This is a genomic window from Labrys okinawensis, from assembly GCF_047345005.1.
Lineage (GTDB): Bacteria > Pseudomonadota > Alphaproteobacteria > Rhizobiales > Labraceae > Labrys > Labrys okinawensis.
In genome coordinates this window covers 972,742-996,714 of sequence record NZ_CP178864.1, presented here as the reverse complement: position 1 = coordinate 996,714, position 23,973 = coordinate 972,742, and the positions used below count along the sequence as shown (strand labels likewise).

The window sequence follows — 23,973 nt, the reverse complement described above, 5'->3', positions numbered from 1 at the left end:
GCCCCTCGGGCCGGCCCTTTAGGACGACCTTATGTCTCTCTTCTCCTTCCTGGGCGCCGTCGAGATCGGGCTTGTCTATGCCCTCGTGGCGCTCGGCGTCTTCCTCTCCTTCCGCATCCTCAATTTCCCCGACCTCACGGTCGACGGCAGCTTTCCTCTCGGCGGCGCCGTGGTGGCGGCGCTGATCATTGCCGGCGTCAACCCGCTGGTGGCAACGCTCGCAGCAATTCTCGCCGGGAGTCTCGCCGGTCTCGTCACCGCCTGGCTCAATGTGCGCTTCAACATCCTGCATCTGCTGGCCAGCATCCTCACCATGATCGCGCTCTATTCGATCAACCTGCGCATCATGGGCGCGCCGAACCTGCCTCTGCTCAACCAGCCCAGCGTGATCGACTATTTCGCCTGGGCCTCCCCCCTGATCCAGGCCACCGGCCTGCCGCTGAAGGCGACGCTCAAGGTCTTCGCGCTCGCCGTCATCGTCGCCTTGGTCTGGCTGGCGCTGACGCGCTTCCTCACTTCCGAATTCGGTCTCGCCATGCGCGCCACCGGCGCCAATGCCCGCATGGCGCGGGCGCAGGGCGTGTCGACCAGCCTGCACATCTATGTCGGCATGGCCCTCTCCAACGGCCTGATCGCACTTGCGGGCGCCCTCTTCGCCCAGACGGCCGGCTTTGCGGATGCCAATGGCGGCACCGGCACCATCGTCAGCGGCCTTGCCGCCGTGATCCTGGGCGAGACCTTGTTCCGCACCCGCTCGATCCTGATCGTGCTGCTGTCCTGCGTGGTCGGCGCCATCGTCTACCGCATCGCCATCGCGCTGGCGCTGAACTCAAGCAGCCTCGGGCTGAAATCCTCGGACATCAATCTCGTCACCGCCGTGCTGGTGGGCCTGGCCCTGATGCTGCCGAGCGTCCGCAATCCCCTGAAATCCATGTTCCGGCGGAGTGCTTGAGATGATCGCGCTCCAAGGCATCCACGTCACATTCGGCCGCGGCACGCCGCTGGAAAACCGCGCCTTGCGCGGCCTCGACCTCGCCATCCCCGCCGGCCAGTTCGTCACGGTGATCGGCTCGAACGGCGCGGGCAAGTCGACTTTGCTCAACGTGCTCAGCGGCGATGCCAAGGCCGAGCGCGGCCGCATCGAGATCGAGGGCGCCGATGTCACCGCCTGGCCCGCCCCCAAGCGCGCCGGGTTGATCGCCCGCGTGTTCCAGGATCCGATGGCAGGCACCTGCGAGGGCCTCTCGATCGAGGAGAATATGGCCCTCGCCTACGCACGCGGGCGCGCGCGAGGCCTCGGCCCCTCGCTGAACGCCGCGCGGCGCGACCTCTTCCGCGACAAGCTCACGGTGCTGGGCCTGGGACTCGAAAACCGCCTCGGCGATTCCATGGGCCTGCTTTCCGGCGGCCAGCGCCAGGCCGTGAGCCTCCTGATGGCGACGCTTACCGGCATGAAGATCCTGCTGCTCGACGAGCACACGGCCGCGCTGGACCCGCGCACTGCCGATTTCGTGCTGAAGCTGACGCGCAAGATCGTGGAGGAGCAGAAGCTCACCGCCCTGATGGTCACCCACTCCATGCGCCACGCCCTCGATTACGGCACACGCACGGTGATGCTGCATGAAGGCCAGATCGCCTTCGATCTCGACGCCGAGCATCGTCGGGGTCTCGATGTGCCGGACCTGCTGAAGCTGTTCAGCAAGGTTCGCGGAGAGCAGCTCGACGACGACAGCCTGCTGCTGGGGTAGGGTGGAAAACCGATCGGTGCTGGGTCGGGATCGGTTGGAGCGTTCGATTTTCGGATCGAACCCCCAGGACACGATGGTAAATTATGCCACCGGACGTACCGACCTGGAGCGCGAGGAAAGATCGAGATGGAAGACCGGGAGATCCGAGCGGCCCTGGATGTTCATTGGGCCGCATCCGACGCGAACGACTTCGAGCTGGAGCACCAAATCTACGGAGAGGACGCGGTGCTCGAATATCCGCAGTCGGGCGAGCGCATCCGCGGCCGGCGCAATATTCAGGCGTCCCGCTTCGCGCAGCCGAGCTCGAAGCGCTTCACAGTGCGGCGCATCATCGGCGCCGGCGACCTCTGGATCACTGAATTCGTCCTCACTTATGATGGGCGACCGTCCTATACGGTGAGCATCATGGAGTTCGAGGAAGGGAAGGTCGCGCGCGAGACTCAATATTTCGGCGATGCATTCGAGCCTGGCCCCTCACGCGCCGAATGGGTCGAACGGATGCGGTGAAATGCGCACGGCACGAGCCGGCGATCAGACGTTTTCTCAGCGCGGAACCGGATCTCGGAACATAGGGGCATGAGCGCGGTCGGCTTGCCACACCTGCCGGCCGGCTTCTGAGCGGATGATCACAACCGCGGCAATTGCCACTGGTTGCTTGTCTTTTCAAAATCCCTGAGTCACAAATGCAGTGTGTCTGTGACGCTATGGCAATCGGGCCGGGAAGAAATCAAAATCCCGATCGCGCTACGTCATCATGACAACCATAAAAAAGGGGAACTTGAACATGAAGGCTCGCTCGGGAACGCGTTCGATCGCGGGGCGTCTCATCTTTTCCGCGGCGCTTCTGATGCTTGGCGCAACGCTTCCTGCCAAGGCGGAGATGATCGGCAACTGCGAAGTCACGGGCACCAAGGGTTCCGACCCGATCAAGCCGGCCATCGAAGGCCAGCTCACCGTCCAGACCTCGCTGCCGGCGCCGGCCTGGTGGAACGGCGACTCGCCGGACGCCATGAAGGACGGCTATGAATATTGCATGGCCCAGATCATGGCTTATCGCGCCGGCCTCGACAAGGTGAAGATCGTCAACGTCTCCTTCGACGCTCTCGTCGCCGCGCAGACCAAGGATTTCGACATCGCCCTCGCCGAAATCTCGATCACCGACAAGCGCAAGCAGGTCGTCGACTTCTCAACCCCCTATTTCGACTCCGACATCGGCGTCGCGGTCAAGAAGGGCACCACCTATACTCCCGACACCGTCAAGGACATGCGCATCGGCGTGATGCAGGGCACCACCGGCGCGTCCTTCGTGGACAAGAACCTGAAACCCAAGGAAGTCAAAGTGTTCAGCGACACCGGCGCGCTGAGCACGGCCATCATGGCCAATCAGATCGATGCCGGCCTGCATGACACCTCGATCATGCTGGGCGTCGCCACCAACTCGCACGGCATGATCGAAGTGCCCGCGCAGTACACAACAGGCGAATCCTACGGCGCACTTTACCCGAAGGGCTCGGCCAACGAGGCCGTCTTCAACAAGATGATCGACGACATGAAGAAGGACGGCACTTTTGCCGCGCTGTCCAAGAAGTACCTCGCCGATGCCTGGGGCGCCGATCCGGCCAAGATCCCCTACGTGAAGCCTTGATCGCGCTGCTGTATCGGACCGCTCCCTGAGCGGTCCGGCATTGTCATTCCGGGGTATCGCCTCGCCGGGAATCGCGCTCGGATTATTGACCAGGCGCGATGCCGCTGGCTGGTAGCTTCTCCCAACTTCTTGATTTGACGCATTCTTCCGGTGCAGCAAGCCTGCAGCTTGGGAATGCCCAGAAGGTGAACACGCGCGATGTCCGCTAACACTGATCAGCCGGGAGGCAAGCCGACGCTTGACCTCCTAGGCGGCGAGCGACGCTGGAGTGCCGGCGCCCCACCCAAGGATGCGACAAGCTGGGCGCTCACCGCTCTCATTGTCAGCGTCATCATCATCCTGATGGCGTGGAAAACACTGCGCGATATCTATGTAGCCCTCACCTCGCTCGACGCCGGCGGCCTTGCCGTGACTGCCCTGCTGGTGCTTCTGGGTCTTGTCGTGCTGCTGCTCCTCAGGCCCGCCACGACCTCCTGGCGCCAGTCCGTGGCCGCCAAGCAGGCCCTCGCCGCCAACGACCTGATCGCGGCCCGAACGGCAACGGCGGTCGTACGTGACAGCGCCTACACGGCGCTCGGTTATGGTGCGATGACGGTCATTCTTCTGGTGGGCGCCCAATTCCTGATGGCCAACGATCTCGCCGTCAGCCGTACTTTCCTGAACATGCCTAACATCATCAACTCGTTCAACGCGACCTTGTGGGCATTTCGGATCAATATCTACGTCGCCATCGTCGCCCAGATCTGCGTGCTGATCTGGGGCTTGATCGTTGCCATCGCCCGCCTGATACCCGGTGAGGCCGGCAGGCCCGTGCGCCTGATGGCGATTGCCTACACCGACATGTTTCGCGGGTTGCCCGCGATCATCAACATCTATCTGGTCGGCTTCGGCATTCCGCTCACGGGCCTGCCCTACATCAGCAACCTGGCGCCGGAAACCTACGCCATCATCGCCCTGACGCTGACGTATGGTGCCTATGTCGCGGAAGTCTACCGCTCCGGCATCGAGAGCATCCATCGCAGCCAGGTCTCGGCGGCCCGCTCGCTCGGCCTGTCTTTCTTCCAGACCCTGCGTTATGTCGTGGTGCCTCAGGCGGTGCGCCGCATGGTCCCGCCGCTGCTGAACGACTTCATCGGCCTGCAGAAGGATACGGCCCTCATCAACGTCATCGGCTCGATCGATGCGTTCAACCAGGCTCGCATCATCGCGGCCAATAATTTCAACCTGTCGCCGGTGTCGGTGGTGGCTCTGTTGTTCATCCTGATCACCATCCCCCAGGCCCGTTTCGTCGACAAGCTGCTCGAGCGCGACCAGCGCCGCATGCACGCTTAGGCCAACCGAAAAGGGCAACGCCGATGGCGATGATCGAAATTCGCGAAGTCAAGAAATCCTACGGCCAGGTGAAGATCCTCGATGGCCTCAGCATGAATGTCGACGAGCACCAGGTCGTCTGCCTGATCGGGCCGTCGGGCTGCGGCAAGTCCACGCTGCTGCGCTGCATGAACGGGCTGGAGCAGATCCAGGGCGGCGAGATCCGCATCCATGGCGACCGCATGACGGGGCCCGGGGTCGATGTCAACGCACTCCGGCGCGATGTCGGCATCGTGTTCCAGAGCTACAATCTCTTCCCGCATATGAGCGTGGTCGAGAACGTCATGCTCGCCCCCACCAAGGTGCTGGGGCAGAAGCAGGAGGAGGCTGAGGCCCGTGCCCTGTCGCTGCTCAAGCGCATCGGCCTGGAACACCGCGCCACCGCCTATCCCGACCAGCTCTCGGGCGGGCAACAGCAGCGCGTCGCCATCGTCCGCGCGCTGGCGATGGGCCCGATGGTCCTGCTGCTCGACGAGATCACCTCGGCGCTAGACCCGGAACTGGTATCCGAGGTGCTGAACATCGTGCGCGATCTCGCGGCCGAGGGCATGACCATGCTGCTCGCCACCCATGAGATGGGCTTCGCGCGCGAGGTCGCCAGCAAGATCTGCTTCCTCTATGGCGGCAAGGTGCATGAGGAGGGTCCGCCCTCCCAGATCTTCGGCGACCCGACCCAGGAACGCACGCGCGCCTTCCTGCAACGCATCATCGAGGCGGGGCGGCTGTAGGAGCTGAGTCTTCGTCAGTTGTTCCTGGGACCGCAGGCGTCTCGCCTGCTCCTGGATACGATGCGGTTCAAGGGCAGGCGAGACGCCTGCGGTCCCAGGAGCATTTCAAAAGCCCGTGCTCAAAATGCCTTCCATCACCCCCTCAGGCAATTCCATCACCCCCGCCGTCGCCGTCCACACCAGGAGCGCCTTCACGGGCCTCTCCGGATAAAGCCTGCCGACCAGATGCCGGTAGAGCGAGATCTGGCGCAGATAGGCTTCCGGCACCTCGGCGAGGCTCCTCGGCGGATGGCGATTCGTCTTGAAGTCGGCGATGCGGATGGCGTCCGCACCAACCGCCAGGCGATCGATGCGGCCCGAAACTACATAATCGCTGCCGCCGGGGCGCTGCAGGCGGCCGGTAAGCGAGACTTCCGCCCGGCTGCTGGCGCCAAACAAGGGTGCGAGTTCAGGGAGGGCCAGGACGGTGAGAGCCTCCTCCGCCCAGGCCCGGTGGTCATCGGGCCATTCCGGCGCCGCGCGGGCGAGAAAGGCAAGGGCAGCCTCGCTTTGGGCCGAGGGCGCCACCTCCGGCAGATATTGCAGCAACGCATGGATGAGGGCGCCGCGGCGCAACACCCTGGGATCGGGCGGCTCGGCCGAGGCGAGGCCCGCGAGCTCCTCAGGATGCTCGTCCTCCGAAGGGTTGAGCGTGACCTCAGGTGGGCGTTCGGAGGCGGCCTTCTCGAGCAGCCAGGGCGGCGCCAAGACCGCCGCGGACCCCGCGGGCAGGTTCTGGTTCGCCACCGGCCGGCGGGGTGTCGGTTCATAGACCAGGCGCTCGGCCTCGCCATCCGGCTCCACCCGGGCGCCCGCGGCGCTCAACGCCCCGGCTATCATGTCGTACCAATTGCCGGGGCGCCGGGCGGTGGCGCCCTCGAAGCCGGCGACGATAAGCCGGTCCTCGGCCCGCGTCAGTGCGACATAGAGGAGCCGGCGATGTTCCGCCTCGTTCTCCATGCGTATCCTGGCGCGCGCCTCGGCAGCAGCCGGCGGATCCGAGGCCTTGTTGGGGGACCACAGCGGGATCTCGCTGCCAGCAGCGCGGCCGGGGCTTTGCACCCAGAAGAGCTTGGGATCGTGCCGGCCGTCGGGCGCCGAGCAGGTATCGGCGAGGATGACGAGCCTGGCCTCCAGCCCCTTGGCACCATGCACCGTCATCACGCGCACCTCGCCGCGCGCCACATCCATGTCGCGCTTGATCTCGGCCCTGGCCTCGGCGAGCCAGGCAAGGAAGCCCTGCAGGCTGGCGGTATTGGCCCGCTCGTAGTCGCCGGCGATGCGCAGGAACTCGTCGAGAGCATCGGCGGCCTCCTGGCCGAAGCGCGCCAGCAGCACGCGCCGGCCGCCGTCGCGGGCAAGGATGTCGGCAAAGAAGGCGAAGGGTGTCTTGAAGGCGGCCTCGCTGAGCCATCCCGTCAGACGATGCCTGATGTATGCGAGGCGATCCTCGCTTTCCGCCGCCTCCGCCAATGCGGCCCACAGCGAACCCTTGCGCCCCGGGGCGAGCGCAATGAGATCATCGTCGCCGAGCCCGATCAGTGGCCCCTTCAACACCGTCGCGAGGGTGAGGTCGTCATCGGGCAACAGCGTGAAGCGCGCCAGCGCCATCAGGTCCATCACGGCGATATGGTCGGTCAGCACGATGCGGTCGGCACCGGCCACCGGAACACGCGCAAATTTCAGGGCGCGGATAATAGCTTCGAACAACGCGTTGCGGCTGCGAACCAGCACCATGATGTCGCCGGCCTGGTAGTGCGCGCCGGTAGCCCCATCGCCCCCATCGATCAGGCGCCTCATCTCGGCAGCGATCTTGCGGGCGAGCCGGATGACCGGGCTCGACACCGGCGTCTCGTCGAAGGGGGCGTCCCAGGCGGCGATCTCCGGCGAAGGCAGCGGCTTTTCAACCGGCCAGACCTCGACGCGGCCGGGATCATGGGCCCGCACGGTCTCATGCACGGTCGGTACGTCGTCGGAGGATAGGCCGCGGCGGTTGTCGGCCTCGGCGAAGACATGGTCGACGGCAAGGAGGATATCGGGCGTCGAGCGGAAGGACTGCTTGAGCTCGATCGTCTCGAAGCGCTGCGGGTTGCCGATGGCATCCCGGGCCTCGCCGACCTTGACGCGAAAATGGGCGCGCATGCGGGCGAATTCCGCCGGCGCTGCGCCCTGAAAGGAGAAGATCGACTGCTTCTCATCGCCCACCGCGAAGATGGTGCGGCGCTCGACCCGTGCCCCGCTGCCGGCGGTGAACTCATGCGCCAGCTTCTCGATGATGGCCCATTGCGCGGGGCTGGTGTCCTGCGCCTCATCGACAAGGATGTGATCGATGCCGCGGTCGAGCTTGTAGAGCACCCATTCGGCGCCGGCACGGCTCAGGAGATCGGCGGTGCGTTGCACGAGGTCGTCGAAATCGAGCGCGGCGCGGCCTGCCTTGCCGTTCTTGTACCGTCCGAGCAGGGCGGCGGCGACGGCGAGCAGCGCCTCCGTTCTCTCATAGGCAGCCGCCGCCTTGCGCCGTTCGAGCAGGCCGCCGATACGGATGAGTTCGTTCAGGAGCTGGTCCGCATACGCGGGGTAGTCCTTGGCGAAATCCTTGACAAGGAAGGCGTTCGGCGAACGGGCCTCGCCTGTCCCGGTGAGGAAAATGCCGCGATACGCCTCCGCCCGCCGGCCTGGGGCCGCGGCTACGGCGATATCCAGGCGGTCGGCCAGGTCCTGCACACGCTTGCTGTCATACTCGCGCAGGGCCGCCACCATGGCAGGCCACTCGTTTTCGGGAATCTCAGTCTCGTCGATGGCCGCCTCGATCGCGGTAACACTCTCGCCTGGCTTGAGGTCGAGCAGCACTCGCAGCTGGCTCAGCGCTTCGGCGCGACCTTTGCCGTTGAGGGAGGGCCTGAGAGCTTCGCGCTCCCATGTGATCTCGGCAAGCAGCCCGTCGAAGGCGCCCTCGCCGGTCTCCTCGGCCAGCCGCGCCATGGCCCGGCCAAGCGCGCCTTCCGGCTCGGCATTGGCTTCCAGGATCAGGCTCGTGCGGGCAGCGTCCAGCAATTCGCGGCCCGCCCTGTCGTCCAGCACCGAAAACTGCGCGGGAACATTGGCCTCGAAGGGGAAGAGATGCAGCACGCGCTCGCAGAAGGCGTGGATGGTGAGGACCTTGAGCCCACCCGGCGTTTCGATGGCCGAAGCGAAGAGCTGCCGCGCCCGCTGCAGCCCGGCGGCCTCGGGCCGGATGCCGGTGATGCCCTCGATCTCCACGGCGAGCTTGCCGCTCTCCATCACCGCCCATTTTCCGAGCTGCGCGAAGATGCGGTTCTGCATGTTCGCCGCCGCGGCCTTGGTGAATGTCAGGCAGAGAATGGCCGAGGGATCGACATTGGCGAGCAACAGGCGGATGACGCGCCGCGTGAGCACGGTGGTCTTGCCCGAGCCGGCATTGGCGGAGACCCAGGCCGATAAAGTAGGGTCGGAAGCAAGCCGCTGGTTCAGGATGGTGTCGTTGGAAGGCTGGCGAAGGGTGGTCATGCCACAGCCTCCGGCAAGATATGCCGAGGCAGAATGAACCACGACGCGAGCCTCCCCCACGAAGCTGGGGGTATCGCGCACACTCTGTGTGCGCTGGGCCGAACGAAGTGAGGTCGGAGGGGATGTGGCCCGCCTGCTCCTTCCTTGCGAAGCTCAGCGATCGATTTCAGCTTTGTTCTTGAGTGGCTCATCCGACGGGCCACACCCCCTCCGTCACGACTTCGTCGTGACACCTCCCCCAGCTTCGTGGGGGAGGCTCGCGTCGCGCCTTCCACGAGGAGCCTTCGCCCTATCATTCCTCGCCCTCCGCGCTGATCGACCATTCGCGCACGCGGGCAAGGTGGTCGTAGTCGCCATAGCGCCGGCCTTTGAACATCGGATGCACCAGGGATTTGTAGGGCGTCTCCTCCTTCTCGAATTTGTTGATCAGCGCCTTCAGGGAAGCCAGGCTCGTCTGTGCCACGTCGAGCGGCGTGACATCCTTGAATTCGAGGCGCTTCTCGCTTGGGCCCCTGGCGCCGCCGGCCAGATGCACGATCGAAGGGCTGCCCAACACGTCAGGCGCGGGGACGCCGGCAAAGCCCGCCTCCATCAGGATCGCCATTTCAAGCGCGAGCTGCGGATTGAGGCCGGATTGCACCTGTCTTGCCGACGGCGCCTGGCCGGTCTTGAAGTCGAGCACTGTCACCACGCCGTCGAGGCCGGTTTCTATGCGGTCGGCCCGGGCGGCAAGGGTGAAGGCGCGGTCGGCCAGGGTCTGCCAGGTCAGCCGTCCCCGCACCTCACTGCGCACCGCAGAGAGATGCGGCCGCCGCTCGCGCTCCCACTCCACCAGGAAGGTGGCGATAGCGGCAAAGCGAGGCCGCCAGAAAGCGAGCACTTCGGGAAAATCGGCGAGGCCGGCGAAGAGTTCGTCGCCGATGGAATGGAAGCGCGCCAGCGCATCGGGCGGCACGCTATCGGCGCAGAGTTCAGCAAAACGCTCTAGCGCGGCATGGATCAGCGTGCCGCGATCGGCGGCGCCCGGTGGCATGGCGATCTCATCGAGCGGCTCGAGCCCAAGAATGTGGCGGGCATAGATGGTGTAGGGGTCGCGTACCAGATGCTCGATCTGCGTTACCGACAGCCGCGTCGGCCTCAGGGCGAGCGGCGGCGCCGGCCTGGGCGCCTTGAGCTCTAGCGGCAGCGCCTCGGTGTGGTCAACGAGACGCGCCAGGGCGCAGTAGCGATCCCCGCGCTGGCTTATGGCACGAAAGGTCGGCCCCAGGAAGGCGCCGAGCCGCTGCAGCCAACGCGAAGGCACGGTGGGCGATCCGCCGCGCTTGAGGGCGCGCGTGACGACCACGTCGCCATAGCCGAGCGCCTGCTCGAAGTCATGCGCGGCAAGGCCGATGCGCTTGTCCGGCGAGGACAGGCCGATGGCGGCGCGCATGGGCCGGTTGAGCCAGGGATCCGACTTAACGTCCGCTGGCCAGACGCTCTCATCCAGCCCGGCCAGCACCAGCCGGTCAACCGGCAGCAGGCGCGCTTCCAGCAAGCCGTAAATGGCGATGCGTGGATGCTTGGGCTCGCCCCCGCGCACCGAACGCCCGGCCATCAGGGCCGCGAACAAACCGGGATATTCGAAAGGCGGCAGCGCGAGGTCGCCTGGGCCAACCATGGCGAGATCAGTGAAGAAGCCCTGCAGGGCTTCGCCGGCCTCACCCTCATGGAGCACCGCTTCCCCGTCATCCTCCGGCCCACCGAGTGCCTCGACGGCCTCCCTGTGTGCGGAGAAAAAGGTGGCGGCCGGCAGCGCCTCCTTGCGGCGGAACAGGGCGGCGAAGGGTTCGAGCCGGACAGCGAATGCCTCGACCAGGGCTTCGGCGCTGGCCCAGTCCTCCTCGCCGAGAGCAAGACGCGCAGCCGGGCAATGGGGATCGGCGAGGCTGGCCCTGCCCAGCGCCAGCGCGCCCGAGAGCCCGGCAAGGCCAGCGGCGGGGCGGGGGCCGCGCAGGGCGCCGATCTCGAGCGCCACCGTCGCTTGACGCACCGCCGCGCGCGGCTGGCCGAGCCGGGCAAAGGGATGCTTGAGCAAGGAGAGCAGCGCGATGGGATCGAAATCGTGCAGGGCTGCATCGAGCACCAGACGGGCGAACAGGCCCGGCGACGTTTCGCCTAGAGGCTGGCCAGCGCTGTCGTCTGCCTCGATGTTCCAGCGGCCGAGTTCGGTGACGACGCGCCGGGCAAGCTGGCGATTAGGCGTCACCAGGGCCGCGGTGCGACCCCGCGTCAGCAGGGTCTCTCTCAGGGCAAGCGCCGCGGCGAGCGCCTCCTCGCCTTCATGCGCCGCCTCGATCAGGGCGACGCCCGCGAAGGCCTCCTCGGTAGCGGCGGCCTCACCGTTGCGGCTGGCGACCCACAGGTCCGTGGTCTCGGCCGGGCGCAGCGCCTGCGACACCAGCGCGGCGCGCAGGGCCAGCGGCGCGGGCGGCTCGGCAATCAGGGGGACGGCATCGCGCCCCACGCCGATCGCCGCCAGCAAGGCGGCAAGGCCAGCCTGCGGATGGCTCGGGGTACCTTCCCCCCTGTTGATGGCCTGCCAGCCGGCGGCATCAAGGTCGAGATCGAGGCCCGGTAACACCACTGCGCCCTGGGGATGAGCAGCCACGGCCTTGATCAGGTCGCGCGTGGCCGGGATCGAACCGGTGGAGCCTGCCACGATCACCGGGCCGGATCGCGGGTTGTCGTCAAGCCTTCTGGCCTGCGCCTCCAGGCGGGCATTGCGCAGAAGCACCGCATCGCTCCGGCCGATTTCCTTCAGGTGCTCCGGCCAGGCCACGGTGGCGATTTCGAGAAAGCGCTGCGTGATGTCCCAATATCGATCGTAGAGCCCGGCATGGCTGCCGGCGAGATTGGCGATGGCCTGTGGCGACACGCGATCGATCTGCAGCCCGTCGAGGAAGCGCCCGAGCTCGGCCGCGAGCCCCGCCGCATCGCCGGGCGAAGAGGGGATCAGCAGGGGTTCGCCTGCCTCCTCGCCGGGGATCGGCAGCAGGGCCTGTTTCAGCGCCGCGCTCCATTGCAGGATCAATCTGGTCAGCGCGATCTGGCGGAAGAGCGTGGCGACGGGCTCGGGCATGTCGGGGGCGCTGCCGGCGAAGGCCACCTCGTCGTCATCGATCTCGCCCAGCGCCATCAGCCGCGGCAACAGGGCGGCATCGGTGCCGAGACGGTCAAGGAAGATCCCGCGCAGGGCGCGGATGGCGCGGCGGGTCGGCAGGTAGATGGTGGCGCCGGCGAGCGCCAAGGGGTCATGGCGGGGTGCAAAGCCCGGCACCAGCCGACCGTCCAGGAGGGCATCGACCAGCGTCTCCAGGAAGGGCGAGCCGGGAGCGATGGTGAAGAGATTCGGGCGATGCGCCATGGTGGGAGATAAGCAGGGGGAGGAAGTGGATTGCAAGCTTTCCTGGGAGCGCGGAGGTCTCGTCCGCTCTTGAAACGGCGCCTTATATGGATGAGGCGCGATGGTCTCCACTGTCTTTGCGAACAGAGCGAAGCAATCCAGTCGTCGCGAGAATGCTGGATTGCCTCACTTCGTTCGCAACGACGTCATGGGTTCTGCCTTCGTCTGAAACACCTGTGGTTCAAGAGCGGACGAGACGTCCGCGCTCCCAGGTTCCCAGCCGAAGACGCTGCGCCCGCCGTAGCGATGGGAGTGACGCCGCTCCCTCGCGAATACCTCCGCCACCGTCGGCCCACCCGGTCTGCCTTCCATCAGTCGCGCCTGATCGTCCAGGCGCTTCAGGGCGCCGAGTTCTTCTTCGCGGCCGAGTCTTGCCTTCCGCACCGCCGATTTCAGCACCCCGATGGTCTGGTCATAAACCTTGATCGGCACCGGGAAGGGATGGCGGTCCTTGCCGCCGTGGGCAATGGAGAAGCGAGCGGGATCCGAAAAACGGCAGGGTGCTCCATGCACGACCTCGGCCACCATGGCGAGTGCTTCCACCGTGCGGGCGCCGATCCCCGGCACTTCCAGGAGCTCCGTGAAATCGGTGGGACCTCGATTGGCCGCAGCCGCGAGACTTCCCCGCAGGCGGCGGACCATTATGTCGCTCTCACGCACATCATGATGGGCGGGCATGATGAGATGGGGCAAGCTGAGCTGGGCGCCCTCCGGCGCAGGCGAAGTCGGCTGGGTGCGGGCAACGATGGCAGCCGCCTCGCGCGCCAGCCTGTCCGGGCCCAGTGTCGTCAGGAGATCGACCTGCCCCCGCCGCGAGCGCTCGGCACGCCTGTCGGTGAGGTTGACGATCTCGCCCCTGCCCTCGCCTTGGATACCAGTATGGGGTGCGTCGACGAAGCTCTTCAATCCCTCGGACAGCCAGTGATAGCGCCGGGCCTGGCCGCCATCGCCATTCATGCCCTGCTGCACCACCACCCATTTGCCGTCATCGGCGATGATGAAGCCGTGCAGATAGAGCTCGAACCCATCCTGCACTGCGGCGCTATCGACCTTCGCCACCAGGCGGCTGACCCGGGCCATCGCCTCCCCGTCGAAGCCGACCCGCTCGCCGATCGCGACGAGTTCCTCGGGCGTGCGGCGCGAATGCTTGCCTCGCCCGCCGCAGACATGCAAGCCCAGCTCCTTCTCCAGCGGCTTGAGCCCGCGCTTGAGCGCGCCGAGCACGCTGGTGGTGATGCCGGAAGAGTGCCAATCCATGCCCATCACCGCGCCGAAGGACTGGAACCAGAAGGGATGGGAGAGGCGCGAGAGCAATTCGTCGCGCCCGTAATGATGGACGATGGCCTCGCTGATCACCGCCCCGAGCCGCGTCATGCGCTCGCCCAGCCAGGCCGGCACCCGGCCGCCATGCAAGGGAAGATCGGCACTGCCTGCGCGTTGCGCCAAGGGGAAGGATCCTGCGAAGGAAGATGTTCTTCAAATGTTCTAGTATGGATTTGGACGAAAGGGAAGAGTGAAGGACGCCACGCGAAAGCCTCCCTCACGAAGCTGGGGGAGGTGTCGCGACGAAGTCGTGACGGAGGGGGTGTGGGCAGGATAGGGCATAGGGAAATCCAACCCAGGTTAGCGCTCACAGCGCCTCATTCTGGCCACACCCCCTCCGACCTCACTCCGTTCGGCCACCTCCCCCAGCTTCGTGGGGGAGGCTTTGCGTCGCGCTATCCGCTGAGCTACCGCCCCTTCCACACCGGCGCGCGCTTCTCGACAAACGCCTTTGCTCCCTCGCGAGAATCCTCCGAGATCTGCATGGCGCGATGCTCAGGCACCTTGCCGGCGGCGACATGCTCATAGGCCTCGCGCACGCCCATGCCCTCGGTCGCGGCGAGGATGGCCTTGACGGCGGCGATGGAAAGCGGAGCGTTGGCGGCGATGGTGTCGGCAAGCTGGCGGGCAGTCGCCATCAGGCGGCTGATCGGCACCACCGCGTTGGCGAGGCCCCAGCCATGCGCCTCCCGAGCCGTGAAGCGCCGGCCGGTGAGCAGCAGTTCAGTGGCGATGGCGAGAGGGATGCGACGCGGCAGACGCTGGATGCCGCCGGCATCGGCCACGAGGCCAACCGTCACCTCGGAGAGGGCGAATTCGGCGTGGTCGGCCACCACCAGGAGGTCGGCGGCCAGCGCGAGCTCGCAGCCGCCGGCGATGGCAACACCGTTCACCGCCGCGATCACCGGCTTGGTCAGGCCCCAAAAAGCAGTGAGGCCGGCGAAACCGCCGGGACCAAAATCCGTGTCGGGCTCCTCCTCGCCCGAGGCGGCCGCCTTGAGGTCCCACCCGGCAGAGAAGATGCGCTCGCCCGCACCGGTCAGGATGGCAGCCCGCAGATGGGGATCGTCCTGCAGCGTGCGAAAGGCGGCATGGAGGGCCTTCGAGGTTGCCAGGTTGATGGCGTTGGCCTTGGGACGGTCCAGCGTGATTTCGAGCACCGCTCCGCGGCGCTCCAGTCTGACGGCTTCGGTCATCATTATCTCCCTGGGATCGCAGGCATCCCTGCCTGCTCTTGGAAACGAAGCGCCTTAAAATGGAGGAAGAGCAGGCTCAATCGATCATCCTGATCAGCGCATCCGCCGCCACCGCCCCCCGCCCTTCCGGCAGCACGAAGAGCGGATTGACGTCCAGCTCAACCAGCTTGTCGGCATGGCGTTCGGCGAAATCGGCAATGGCGAGGACGGCCTTGATGGCGCCGCGGATATCGCCGCGCGGCTTGCCGCGGAAGCCTTCGAGCAGGCGCGCCATGCGCAGGCCCATCAGTTTTTCGCGGATTTCCTCCGGCGTTGCCGGCAGCAGCATCACGGCCGCGTCCTGCAGCATTTCGACGAGCACGCCGCCGGCGCCCACCGTCAGGGTCGGGCCGAATTGCGGGTCGCGCACCACGCCGACGATCAGCTCGGCCACCGCCCCCTCAACCATGCGCTCGACCAGGAAGCGGTCGCCCAGATGCGACATCGAGGCGACGGCGTCAGTGACATCGGCGCGCGAGCGCAGGCCGAGCCGCACGCCGCCGACATCTGACTTGTGGGCGATCTTCTCGCTATGGATCTTTATGGCTACCGGAAAACCGAGCGCAGCGGCGGTGGAGGCCGCCTCCACCGTGCCGGCTATGCGGCTCGGCGGCAGTTCCAGGCCGTGACGGCCGAGGAGATGCTTGGACTCATATTCCGAAAGCAGGCGCGCCTTGCTGACATCGATGCGACTGACCGTCTTCAGCGGCACCAGCCCGTTCGCGCGGGCGCGGGCAGCGGTGAAATCGGCGCCGTGGACGATGGCGGTGAGAGCGTCGCCCATGCCCTGCATCGGCAACACGCCATCGGCCAGCAGTGCCTTGGCGTCTTCCTCCATCATGTTCTCCGGCAAGGACGAGACCACGGCCGCGCGGGCGCCGGAGGCCTTTACCGCCTTGGTGATCGCCGCCCGCGCCGCGGCAAAGCCGCCATCCGGCACCAGACCGCGATCGGTACGCGGCTGGTCGAGCACCAGCATGCTGAGATCGAAGCCCGAGCGCAGCATCTCGGTGAACAGGGCGGTGTTGGCCGGTTCGTCGCCCCAGATATAGGTGTGGTAGTCGAGCGGGTTGGCGACATGCACCTTCTCGGTGAGAAGCTCCTGCATGCACGTGGCGTTCTTTTCGGGGATCGGAGCGAATTCAAGGCCACGATCGGCCGCAAGATCGGCGATCAGCGCCGCCTCGCCGCCCGAACAGCTCATCGAGGAGATCCGCCGCCCGGGCAGGCCACCGAACAGGTGCATCAGCTTGAGTGTCTCGACGAGGGAGGGCACATCGACAACACGGGAAATCCCGTAGCGGGCGAAGAGCGCGTCATAGAGCGCGTCGGCACCGGCAAGGGACGAGGTGTGGCTCATCGCCATCTCCGCACCGAGCTTGGAGCGGCCCGTCTTCAGCACCACCAGCGGCACCCCCTTTTCCAGCGCCTTGATGGCGGCGGTCGAAAACAGGCCGACATCGTCGATGGACTCGATATGGATGCCGATCGCGGTGACGCGTTCGTCGGCGAGCAGGGCCTCGATATAGTCGCCATGGTCGCCGATCGCCTTGTTGCCGACGGCAATGACATAGGCGATCGGCAGGCCGCGCCGCTGCATGGTGATATTGAGGGCGATGTTGCCGGATTGGGTAATGATGGCGACGCCCCGCTCCACGCGCTCGGCGCCGTGGGTGTCGGGCCAGAGCACGCAGCCGTCGAGCAAGTTGAGCACGCCGTAGCAGTTCGGCCCGACGATGGGCATCCCCTTGGCGACTTCGATCAGCCGCTGCTGCAGGGCCACGCCATCCCCGCCTTCCTCCGCGAAGCCCGAGGCATAGCAGACCGCCGCACCGGCGCCGCGCTCGGCGAGGGCTGCAACGACCTCGACGGTCGGTTCGCGCGGTGTCGCCACGAACACGGCATCGGGCGCCTCCGGCAGGTCGGCCACGGTCCTGTAGGCCTTATGGCCGGCAATCTCGGTCTTTTCGGGGTGGATCGGCCAGATCGGGCCGGCATAGCCGATGCGATCGCATTCACGGATGATGACAGAGGCCAGGCGCCCGCCGGCCACGGCGATGTGGCGGGGCTTCAGGAGGCGGCGGAGGCCATCGACGACGGACATAAGACGGACCTATGGGCAGGGAAGCGGGCGAAGAGCGCCAACGCTAAAGGCGGGGTTCTTGCTACAAGGTTGACGAGTATGGGCTTTTCGTCAATTGCCCTATCTAGAGGTAAGAATCGTGGCCACGGTCGCATGCTACGTGGTATGGTGGTCAAAAGTAACACCAGTGAATATCCAAGATTCCAATGCAATCCACTACAAGCGTCAAGCTCGACACCGCCGTCAGAGAGCGCATGCAGCGCCTCGCCTCGGCGCGCCAGCGCAGCACTCATTGGCTGATGCGCGAAGCCATCGAGCAATATCTCGAACGGGAGGAGCAGCGCGAGCGCCTGCGGCAGGAGACGCTCGCGGCATGGGAAGAGTACCAGGCCACAGGCCTCCATGTCACGGCCGAGGAAGCCGATGCATGGCTTGCGAAGCTGGAAGCGGGCGAAGACGTGAACCCGCCTGAATGCCACACCTAGTCTGGTCGCCTCGTGCCCTGAGCGATGTCTCCCGGCTCCGTCGCTTTCTTGCGTCCAGGAATCCGAACGCCGCGAAACGAGCGGTCGCAGCCATCCGACAAGGCGTGCGGCTGCTGAGCGAGCAGCCGGAAATTGGCCGGTTGAGTGACGATCTCCCCGTTGAGATTCGTGAATGGCCGATCGGCTTCGGAGCATGGGGCTATATTGTCCGCTATCGCTATACTCAGCAGAGCATCGTTATTCTTGCGGTGAGAGCCGGTCGGGAAGCGGGCTTCTGAGCCTCACCGCCCCTCATGCGGGCGCAACATCTGGCGGGCGATGATCAGGCGCTGGATCTCGCTGGTGCCGTCCCAGATGCGCTCGACACGGGCATCCTTCCACCAGCCGGCGATTGGAAGCGTGTCCATGAGGCCCATGCCGCCGAAGGTCTGGATGGCGCGGTCGGTGAGCTTGCCGAGCATTTCGGAGGCGGCGAGCTTGGCCATGGCGAAATCGGCATCCGTCGCCTTGCCCTGGTCGAGCAGCCAGGCGGCGCGCAAAGTGAGGAGATCGGCGGCTTCCAGCTCCACCGCGAGGTCGGCGAGCGGGAAGGAAACACCCTGGAACTGCGAGATCGGCTGGCCGAACTGCTTGCGCTGGCCTGCCCAGGCGAGCGTCTCCTCCATCACACGGCGGGCGCGGCCGACCGATGTGGCGGCCACCGTGAGGCGGGTGGCGCCGAGCCATTCGCTCATCAGATCGAAACCCTTGCCTTCCTCGCCGAGGAGCTGGCCGGCCGGAATCGTGCAATCGTCGAAATAAAGCTCGCAATTGTGGTAGCCGCGATGCGAGAGCGCATGGGGGCCGGGACGCACCGTGAGGCCGGGCGTGTCCTTGTCGACAAGGAAGCCCGAAATCTGGTTGCGCGTGCCGCGTTTGGTCTCCTCCGTGCCGGTGACGGCGAAGAGGATGATGAAATCGGCCTTGTCGGCATGGGAAATGAAATGCTTCTGGCCGTTGATGACATAGCTGTCGCCCTTCCGGACGGCCTTGGTCTTCATCGAGCGCACGTCGGAACCCGCGCCAGGTTCGGTCATCGCGAGGCAATCGACGCGTTCACCACGCACAGCCGGCAGCAACCAGCGCTCGCGCTGGGCACCCGTGCAGCCCTGCAGAATGTTGGAGGGTCGAGCCACCACCATCTGCAGCCCGTAATTGGCGCGGCCTAGTTCGCGTTCCAATAGTGCCAGCCCGACGGCATCGAGCCCGCCGCCGCCGACCTCGATCGGCATGTTGGCGGCATAGAGGCCGAGCTCGATCGCCTTTCTCTTAATCTCGGCGGCCAGTTCGTCCGGCACCTCATCGGTCTTCTCGACCAGCGCCTCGTGAGGATAGAGTTCCTCCTCGACAAACCGGCGGACCGTTTCGACCAGCATGTCCTGCTCTTCGGTCAACGCGAATTGCATCGAAGTACTCCCCTGAATTTCGGTGATCTTCCGTGATTTCACGCGACCCAAGCGTGCCGATCACGACACCGATCAAGCGTAATGCGACGCATCCATTTCGATGACGGTGGTAACCGGATGCTTCGCAGCGGCCAGCATGGCGGTTTTCACCTCATCCAGCGAGCGGGCGGCGACATGGGCGGCGCCGAAGGCCTTGGCGGCGGCAGAAAAATCGGTGGCATGCAGCCTCACGCCGAGCGGGGCAATCTGGTTGCGGATCATGTAGTCCTCTATCTCGCCATAGCGCTGGTCGTTCCACAGCAGCACGATGATCGGCGTCCCGGCATCCGCGGCACTGGCGAGTTCGGGCAAGGTGAACTGCAGGCCGCCGTCACCGATGATGCAGACGACCGGCACGTCGGGCCGCGCCACCTTGGCTCCGATCGCCGCCGGCAGGGCATAGCCGAGTGTGCCAAAGCCGGTGGCGGCGCTCATCCAGCGCCGCGGCGCGGGTGGCTCGGCCATGAAGCTGCCGCCATAGCTCGCCGCAGTGGAATCGGCCGCGACCACGGCGTCCGGTAACACCTGCCAGATGGTCTCGATCAGCGGGCGATGGCGCGTGTAGCGTGGATCGGCGCCGTCCATGCGCGCGGTGCGCAGCCGCTGGGCATAGGCCCGGCCGTTGGGGACGGCCTCCACCAGGGGTGTCAGGGCGGTCGCAAAGGCGCCGGCATCGCCGACGACGGGCAGGGCCGGCCGAGCATTGCGGTGAAGCTGGCGGGCGTCGATGTCGACGCGGATCACCGGTCCGTTCAGGCCGAGGCCCTCATCGCCATACCAGAATTCGGTCTCGCCGAGTTCGGTGCCGAGCGCCAAGGTAAGATCGGCCTCGCCGATGGCAGCGTGAAGCGATGGCGTTAGCATGCAGCCTCCCGCCAGCAGCGGGTGGCCAGGGGGCAGGATGCCCTTGGCGTTCGAGGTGAGCAGGGTGGCGGCGCCGAGCTTGTCGATCAGCCCACGCACAGCTTCGGCCCCACGCAGGCAGCCTCCACCCGCGATCATCAGCGGGTTGCGCGCCTTGGCAATCATGGCTGCGGCGGCCTCGACGTCGCCAGTCGCGGGTGGCGTCGGGCCGGAAGGCCTGCGCAGGGACGTAACCGGGCCGGGGAAAGGCTCCGACAGGAGGTCGATCGGGATCTCGATCAGCACCGGGCCGGGGCGCGAGGAAGCGAGGAAGGCGAAGGCTTCGTCGAGGGCGGGGATGAGCTGCTCGCCCGTCAGCACCGTCAACGCGAGGGCTGAGACCTCGCGGCCGACCACCGACTGGCCGCGCAATTCATGCAGCCGCCCCTCGCCACGCCCGAGCGTGGTGCGCGGGTTCAGCGTTGTGATCACCAGCATGGGGATGGAGTCGGCCAGCGCCTGGCCCATGGCAGTGGTGATATTGAGCAGGCCCGGGCCGGTGACGATGAAGCAGGCGGCGGGCCTGCCGGTGGCCCTGGCATAGCCGTCGGCCATGAAGCCGGCACCCTGCTCATGGCGTGGCGTGATATGGGTCAGCCCCGAACCCGGCAGGCCGCGATAGAGCTCCACCGTATGCACGCCGGGAATGCCGAAGACCGTATCGATGCCGCGCTCGACCAGAAGCTGCGGGATGAGCGTGCCGAGATGCGGATGATCGGTCATGGACCCCCCTGAAGCGCGGACTTGAAGTCCGCTTTTTGTAAACACTGACTTTTATGTCGGAGAGAGCGTTCCTGGGATCGCGGGCATCCCTGCCTGCTCGTGGAAACGATATGCTCGCAGGAAGGAGAGAGCAGGCAGGGATGCCTGCGATCCCAGCAGGCTAAGCCGCCTTGCCCTGCGTCAGACGGATAGCAAGCCGAACCATGCGGGCAGCCGCCTCGCGCAGCTGGTCGGCATCGGCGCTGAGGCTGACGCGGATATGCCCCGCCGCCTGCTGGCCGAAGGAGCTGCCGGGCATAACAGCAACACTCTCCTCGTTCAGCAGCCGCCAGGCGAAGTTCTCGCCATCGAGGCCGGTGCCCGTCACGTCCACCATGGCGAACATGCCGCCCTCCGGCTTCGAGCAGCGCAGGCCTGGCGCGTTGGCGAGGGCCTCCGGCAGGATCTCGGCGCGTCGGCGGAAGCTCTCGACCATCGCGGCGCATTCGTCGAACTCGGCGCTCAGCGCGAAGGCCGCCATGTCCTGGATGAAGGGCTGGCCGCCGAACAGCATCATTTCCGAAAGCGGCAACATGCGCTCGATGAAGTCCACCGGTCCCACGCACCAGCCGGCGCGCATGCCCGGCAACATGTGGGACTTGGAGATCGACGAAACCACCACCGTGCGCTCAGCCGCCTCAGCCATGTCGAAAGGCGAGACGAAGGGCGAGCCATAGGCCATGGTCTCGTAGACTTCGTCCGACACGATCCAAAGGTCATGGCGCACGCAGACATCGACGATGGCGGCGATTTCGTCATGCGTCAACGTGGCGCCTGTGGGATTATGCGGCGAGTTGAGCAACAGCACGCGTGAGCGTGGCGTGATGCGGGCTTCCAGATCCTCGGCCTGCAGATGGAAGCCCTTGGCCGGATCGAGCGGCACCAGCACCATGTCGGCGCCGCTGGCGCGGATCACGCCCTCATAGGTGGCATAGAGCGGATCGCCCACCAGCACCTCGTTGCCCGCCTCCGCCAGCGCAGAGATGACAGTATAGAGCGCCGTCTGCGTGCCTGGCATATAGGCGGCATTGTCGGTGGTGATGGCGCGGCCGGTACGCCTGGCATATTTGGCGGCAATCGCCTCCAGCACGGAGCTTTCTCCGCGCCCGCCCGAATATTTGGTGCGGCGGGCCTGGAGACTGGCGTTGGCGGCATCGATGAGGGCCTGCGGGGCGGGCGTATCCGGCTCGCCTATGGCAAGCTCAATGATATCATGGCCGGCGAGGACGCGGCGGCGAGCCTCGCGATGCACGGCCCATTTCGCGGCGCCCAAATCAGCCAGACGATCGGTGACGGAAGCAAAACGCACGACACACTCCTGCAGAAAGCTCCGGCAAGTCCTGACAACCGTCGCGGACGCCGGGGAAAGATTGTGAATCGAAAGCGGACATAGGTGGGCTCGCGCCACTGCACGAAATGCCCGGACTTCCTCCGTCGACTCTTCTGATGTGGGCAAGCGGATATCACGATGCGCGATCCAACGTAACCCCCATGGCATTCTGCCCGCGTGCGCGGCCGGCTGGATGGCATACTCCGCCGTCGTCACTGCCGTTTGCGACATGGGGAATTGCAAGTCGCTTGGTGTATCTCGTGCTAATCCGATGGCGCAGCCTCTTCCGCTCGGCCACGGTCGCAAGCACCGTGCCCATTTGCACCGGACGGCGTGATCCTGGGATCGCAGGTATCCTTGCCTTATCTTCCTTTCCAGAAAGCGCCGCGGTTCCATGAGCAGGCTAAAGCCCCGCGATCCCGGGGCATAGCTCGGCCCTCAGCCATGCTGAAATGCAAGGTTGAATCGATTTACAAAATGCCCGACAAAAGCGATATTGCGACGCAATAAAAATCTCCCACCCCGCTGAATTTAAGCCTTTTCCGACCAGCGATAACTCGTCGCGCGGCCTTTTGCTTAGTTCGTTTGCAGTTTCGTTCGTATTTGAAAGTCCGATCGTGACCCAGCCGGCCATCGCCTCTTTTTCCGACCTTTCCGTCGAGACCCAGACCCGCCGCTTCAACTCCGCCTGGATCGAATTCGCCCTCGCCGTGGGCGCCTTTGGCGTAGGCGCGGGCGAATTCGCCAGCATGGGTGTCCTGCCCAATGTCGCACAGGGCCTTGGTATCACCGAGCCGCAGGCCGGCCACATGATCAGTGCCTATGCTCTCGGCGTGGTGGTCGGGGCGCCGGTCATTGCCGTGATCTCCGCGAAGATGGCGCGCCGTACGCTGCTGCTCTGGCTGATGGTGGTCTTCGCTCTCGGCAATGCCGCCAGCGCGCTCGCCGGCAATTACCCCTCACTGGTCGGTTTCCGCTTCCTCGCCGGCCTGCCGCATGGCACCTATTTCGGCGTCGCCTTCCTGGTGGCGGCCGGGATGGCCGAACCCAACCGCCGGGCGCAGGCCGTGGGGCGCGTGATGCTGGGCATCACCCTTGCGACGCTGGTCGGCTCACCGGTCGCGACCTGGCTCGGACAGGCGCTCGGCTGGCGGCTCGCCTTCACCGCGGTGGGAGCCATCGGCGCACTGACGGCCCTGCTGATCTGGATCTTTCTGCCGCTCGACAAGATGCAGCCCGGCGCGAGTCCCCTGCGCGAACTCGGCGCGCTCAAGCGCAAGCAGGTCTGGCTCACCTTGGCAATCCCCGCCATAGGGCTTGGCGGCATGTTCGCCGTCTATTCCTATATCGCCTCCACTTTGACGCAGCTTTCGGGCTTTTCGCCCGCCTTCGTGCCGGTCGCGCTGGTGTTGTTCGGCATCGGCATGAATGTCGGCAATGTCGTCGGCTCGCGCCTTGCCGACAAGGCGCTGATGCCCACCATCGGCGGCATGCTGGTCTGGGTGAGCGCGGTGATGGCGCTCTATTGGCTCACTGCCTCAAATCCCTGGATGGTCTCTCTCTGCATCTTCCTGATCGGCTGCAACTTCGCCATCTGCCCGGCCGTGCAAACCCGCCTGATGGACGTCGCCGGCGATGCGCAGACGCTCGCCGCCGCACTCAACCATTCCGCCTTCAACATCGCCAACGCGCTGGGTGCATGGCTCGGCGGCGTCGCCATTGCGGCCGGCTTCGGCTGGGCCTCGACGGGCTGGGTCGGCGCGGTGCTGGCTCTCGGCGGCCTCGCGGTATTCTTGGTTTCGTGGGCGCAAGAGCGGGCCGACAGGAGCGGCACGGACCCGGAGCCGGTAGCGGCGGCCTGACG

16 protein-coding genes and 1 pseudogene are annotated in these 23,973 nt (G+C 65.9%); 9 read left to right on the top strand and 8 right to left on the bottom strand.

The window, feature by feature from the left end; translation table 11 throughout:
* Positions 1 to 31: 31 nt before the first annotated feature.
* The 6 genes from ACMDCR_RS04800 (at position 32) to ACMDCR_RS04775 (ending at position 5,492) form a co-directional block, all read left to right on the top strand.
* Positions 32 to 952: an ABC transporter permease gene (locus ACMDCR_RS04800; RefSeq protein ID WP_413991424.1), complete on the top strand. Its 921-nt coding sequence runs from the start codon at positions 32 to 34 to the stop codon at positions 950 to 952.
* A 1-nt stretch (position 953) separates the two neighbouring features.
* Positions 954 to 1,748, top strand: coding sequence for an ABC transporter ATP-binding protein (locus ACMDCR_RS04795; protein ID WP_413991423.1), 795 nt, complete (start codon positions 954 to 956; stop codon positions 1,746 to 1,748).
* Between the two features lie 126 nt (positions 1,749 to 1,874).
* On the top strand, positions 1,875 to 2,255 hold the full coding sequence (locus tag ACMDCR_RS04790) for a nuclear transport factor 2 family protein (RefSeq protein WP_413991422.1): 381 nt from the start codon (positions 1,875 to 1,877) through the stop codon (positions 2,253 to 2,255).
* 277 nt (positions 2,256 to 2,532) lie between these two features.
* Positions 2,533 to 3,393 (top strand): ABC transporter substrate-binding protein, encoded by an 861-nt coding sequence (locus ACMDCR_RS04785; RefSeq protein ID WP_413991421.1) that lies wholly within the window; start codon positions 2,533 to 2,535, stop codon positions 3,391 to 3,393.
* Positions 3,394 to 3,591: 198 nt separating this feature from the next.
* The gene (locus ACMDCR_RS04780) at positions 3,592 to 4,725 is read left to right on the top strand and encodes an amino acid ABC transporter permease (protein WP_413991420.1); all 1,134 of its coding nucleotides are present in this window, start codon (positions 3,592 to 3,594) and stop codon (positions 4,723 to 4,725) included.
* 23 nt (positions 4,726 to 4,748) lie between these two features.
* Complete coding sequence (locus tag ACMDCR_RS04775) at positions 4,749 to 5,492, top strand: amino acid ABC transporter ATP-binding protein (RefSeq protein WP_413991419.1); 744 nt, start codon at positions 4,749 to 4,751, stop codon at positions 5,490 to 5,492.
* A gap of 105 nt (positions 5,493 to 5,597) precedes the next feature.
* Here the strand turns inward: ACMDCR_RS04775 and addA are convergent, their stop codons facing one another.
* The 5 genes and pseudogenes from addA to ACMDCR_RS04750 form a co-directional block, all read right to left on the bottom strand.
* A complete protein-coding gene (gene addA / locus ACMDCR_RS04770) occupies positions 5,598 to 9,059 on the bottom strand; it encodes a double-strand break repair helicase AddA (RefSeq protein WP_413991418.1) in 3,462 nt (1,153 codons plus the stop codon).
* A gap of 292 nt (positions 9,060 to 9,351) precedes the next feature.
* Positions 9,352 to 12,465: a double-strand break repair protein AddB gene (gene addB, locus ACMDCR_RS04765; protein ID WP_413991417.1), complete on the bottom strand. Its 3,114-nt coding sequence runs from the start codon at positions 12,463 to 12,465 to the stop codon at positions 9,352 to 9,354.
* Positions 12,466 to 12,702: 237 nt separating this feature from the next.
* A pseudogene (locus tag ACMDCR_RS04760) lies at positions 12,703 to 13,950 on the bottom strand (DUF763 domain-containing protein); the annotation flags it as partial.
* Positions 13,951 to 14,234: 284 nt separating this feature from the next.
* Positions 14,235 to 15,023, bottom strand: a complete 789-nt coding sequence (locus tag ACMDCR_RS04755; RefSeq protein ID WP_413993535.1) for an enoyl-CoA hydratase-related protein — start codon at positions 15,021 to 15,023, stop codon at positions 14,235 to 14,237.
* 76 nt (positions 15,024 to 15,099) lie between these two features.
* Positions 15,100 to 17,166, bottom strand: coding sequence for an acetate--CoA ligase family protein (locus ACMDCR_RS04750; RefSeq protein WP_413991416.1), 2,067 nt, complete (start codon positions 17,164 to 17,166; stop codon positions 15,100 to 15,102).
* A 185-nt stretch (positions 17,167 to 17,351) separates the two neighbouring features.
* Here ACMDCR_RS04750 and ACMDCR_RS04745 point away from each other — a divergent pair, with 185 nt between their 5' ends.
* Both ACMDCR_RS04745 and ACMDCR_RS04740 read left to right on the top strand, forming a co-directional pair.
* Positions 17,352 to 17,630 (top strand): CopG family ribbon-helix-helix protein, encoded by a 279-nt coding sequence (locus tag ACMDCR_RS04745; protein ID WP_413991415.1) that lies wholly within the window; start codon positions 17,352 to 17,354, stop codon positions 17,628 to 17,630.
* Positions 17,618 to 17,908: a type II toxin-antitoxin system RelE/ParE family toxin gene (locus ACMDCR_RS04740; RefSeq protein WP_413991414.1), complete on the top strand. Its 291-nt coding sequence runs from the start codon at positions 17,618 to 17,620 to the stop codon at positions 17,906 to 17,908. The genes ACMDCR_RS04745 and ACMDCR_RS04740 overlap by 13 nt, the downstream gene beginning before the upstream one ends.
* A 3-nt stretch (positions 17,909 to 17,911) precedes the next feature.
* Here ACMDCR_RS04740 and ACMDCR_RS04735 read toward each other — a convergent pair whose 3' ends face one another.
* From ACMDCR_RS04735 to ACMDCR_RS04725, 3 genes are all read right to left on the bottom strand, one after another.
* Positions 17,912 to 19,075 carry an acyl-CoA dehydrogenase family protein gene (locus ACMDCR_RS04735; RefSeq protein ID WP_413991413.1) on the bottom strand — a complete coding sequence of 388 codons (1,164 nt, stop codon included), beginning with the start codon at positions 19,073 to 19,075 and terminating at the stop codon, positions 17,912 to 17,914.
* 72 nt (positions 19,076 to 19,147) lie between these two features.
* Complete coding sequence (locus ACMDCR_RS04730; protein WP_413991412.1) at positions 19,148 to 20,740, bottom strand: 5-guanidino-2-oxopentanoate decarboxylase; 1,593 nt, start codon at positions 20,738 to 20,740, stop codon at positions 19,148 to 19,150.
* 160 nt (positions 20,741 to 20,900) lie between these two features.
* On the bottom strand, positions 20,901 to 22,088 hold the full coding sequence (locus ACMDCR_RS04725) for a pyridoxal phosphate-dependent aminotransferase (RefSeq protein ID WP_413991411.1): 1,188 nt from the start codon (positions 22,086 to 22,088) through the stop codon (positions 20,901 to 20,903).
* Positions 22,089 to 22,741: 653 nt separating this feature from the next.
* Between ACMDCR_RS04725 and ACMDCR_RS04720 the strand changes: the two genes are divergently transcribed.
* Positions 22,742 to 23,971: an MFS transporter gene (locus tag ACMDCR_RS04720; RefSeq protein ID WP_413993534.1), complete on the top strand. Its 1,230-nt coding sequence runs from the start codon at positions 22,742 to 22,744 to the stop codon at positions 23,969 to 23,971.
* Positions 23,972 to 23,973 lie beyond the last annotated feature (2 nt).

Bases quoted from the DNA above. Each gene is read 5' to 3' on its own strand.
- ACMDCR_RS04800 (WP_413991424.1), top strand. From the start codon at position 32: ATGTCTCTCTTCTCCTTCCTGGGCGCCGTCGAGATCGGGCTTGTCTAT.
- ACMDCR_RS04795 (WP_413991423.1), top strand. From the start codon at position 954: ATGATCGCGCTCCAAGGCATCCACGTCACATTCGGCCGCGGCACGCCG.
- ACMDCR_RS04790 (WP_413991422.1), top strand. From the start codon at position 1,875: ATGGAAGACCGGGAGATCCGAGCGGCCCTGGATGTTCATTGGGCCGCA.
- ACMDCR_RS04785 (WP_413991421.1), top strand. From the start codon at position 2,533: ATGAAGGCTCGCTCGGGAACGCGTTCGATCGCGGGGCGTCTCATCTTT.
- ACMDCR_RS04780 (WP_413991420.1), top strand. From the start codon at position 3,592: ATGTCCGCTAACACTGATCAGCCGGGAGGCAAGCCGACGCTTGACCTC.
- ACMDCR_RS04775 (WP_413991419.1), top strand. From the start codon at position 4,749: ATGGCGATGATCGAAATTCGCGAAGTCAAGAAATCCTACGGCCAGGTG.
- addA (WP_413991418.1), bottom strand. From the start codon at position 9,059: ATGACCACCCTTCGCCAGCCTTCCAACGACACCATCCTGAACCAGCGG.
- addB (WP_413991417.1), bottom strand. From the start codon at position 12,465: ATGGCGCATCGCCCGAATCTCTTCACCATCGCTCCCGGCTCGCCCTTC.
- ACMDCR_RS04755 (WP_413993535.1), bottom strand. From the start codon at position 15,023: ATGACCGAAGCCGTCAGACTGGAGCGCCGCGGAGCGGTGCTCGAAATC.
- ACMDCR_RS04750 (WP_413991416.1), bottom strand. From the start codon at position 17,166: ATGTCCGTCGTCGATGGCCTCCGCCGCCTCCTGAAGCCCCGCCACATC.
- ACMDCR_RS04745 (WP_413991415.1), top strand. From the start codon at position 17,352: ATGCAATCCACTACAAGCGTCAAGCTCGACACCGCCGTCAGAGAGCGC.
- ACMDCR_RS04740 (WP_413991414.1), top strand. From the start codon at position 17,618: ATGCCACACCTAGTCTGGTCGCCTCGTGCCCTGAGCGATGTCTCCCGG.
- ACMDCR_RS04735 (WP_413991413.1), bottom strand. From the start codon at position 19,075: ATGCAATTCGCGTTGACCGAAGAGCAGGACATGCTGGTCGAAACGGTC.
- ACMDCR_RS04730 (WP_413991412.1), bottom strand. From the start codon at position 20,740: ATGACCGATCATCCGCATCTCGGCACGCTCATCCCGCAGCTTCTGGTC.